This window comes from Flavobacterium sp. NKUCC04_CG (assembly GCF_019345525.1).
GTDB lineage: Bacteria > Bacteroidota > Bacteroidia > Flavobacteriales > Flavobacteriaceae > Flavobacterium.
In genome coordinates this window covers 1-299 of sequence record NZ_JAHKRA010000065.1, presented here as the reverse complement: position 1 = coordinate 299, position 299 = coordinate 1, and the positions used below count along the sequence as shown (strand labels likewise).

Genomic DNA, 299 nt, shown 5'->3' with positions numbered 1-299 from the left:
TACCAAAACCTGGAGTGTTGTGCTGCTTTGATCGTAATGAGGGTCAAAGGGAATGAATTGCAAGCCTTCAATGCTGCGCTGCTCCCCCGGTGCTAAACCGATGTTTTGAGGCACAAAAACCCCTTCGCCTTCGGGATTTTCAAAGCTCAGTTGTACGTATTCATTCATATTATTACCCGCATCCACATCAAAGATTATAGCGGTATAAGGGTATTTCTCCCTTTTGTAGTTTTCGTGGCTTTTGACATAAATATCACATTTCCCACAATCTTGACTCGTTTTTACTACAACCAAGCCCC

Annotated in this window: 1 protein-coding gene; it reads right to left on the bottom strand. The window is 43.1% G+C overall.

Going from position 1 to position 299, the window contains the following annotated elements:
- Window positions 1-299 (bottom strand): hypothetical protein (locus KO524_RS15245; RefSeq protein ID WP_219295081.1); only part of this gene is annotated, 299 nt, incomplete at both ends.